Source organism: Mesorhizobium sp. M2A.F.Ca.ET.037.01.1.1 (assembly GCF_003998075.1).
Classification (GTDB): Bacteria; Pseudomonadota; Alphaproteobacteria; order Rhizobiales; family Rhizobiaceae; genus Mesorhizobium.
Window position 1 is genome coordinate 1 of record NZ_RZSA01001671.1, and the last position, 634, is coordinate 634.

Annotated in this window: 1 protein-coding gene; it reads right to left on the reverse strand. The window is 63.9% G+C overall.

Annotated features, from left to right (window positions below; genetic code table 11):
* Nucleotides 1-247: 247 nt before the first annotated feature.
* A partial coding sequence (locus EOA27_RS39130) for a glutathione S-transferase C-terminal domain-containing protein (protein ID WP_189562405.1) occupies nt 248-634 on the reverse strand: 387 nt, incomplete at its 5' end.

Genomic DNA, 634 nt, shown 5'->3' on the forward strand with positions numbered 1-634 from the left:
GTTCGGCGCTGGGCGAGGCGACGGTGACGTATACGTATGGGAGGTAGCTACAGTTGATCTCCCGGCGACCTTCGCCTTCGTCATCCTAGGGCGAAGCAAGGAGCGAAGCGACGCGCGCAGACCCTAGGATCCATGCCGTTACGCTAAGGCGTTGAAACGGTTAAGAATTCTGCTCCGTTGCGCCCTTCGGCGCGCGTCACGGCATGGATCCTCGGGTCTAGCCCGAGGATGACGAATGTCGGCGGGGTTACTCCGCCGCTTCCAACTTGTCCTGCGTCTTCGTCTCGAAGTCGCTGGCGTCGTGGCGCTCGCGCAGCTGGAAGGCCGGATCGCCGGACATGCGGTTGACCATGCGGCCGCGTGTCACGGCCGGCCGCGCGTCGATCGCGTCGGCCCAGCGCTGCACGTTCTTGTATTCATGCACCGACAGGAACTGCGCGGCGTCATTGTAGCTGCGGCCCTTGGCGAGCCCGCCATACCATGGCCACACCGCCATGTCGGCGATCGTGTAGTCCGGGCCTGCGAGATATTCGCTCTCCGCCAGCCGGCGGTCGAGCACGTCCATCTGCCGCTTGGTCTCCATGGCGAAGCGGTCGATGGCGTATTCGATCTTTTGCGGCGCATAGGCGTAGAA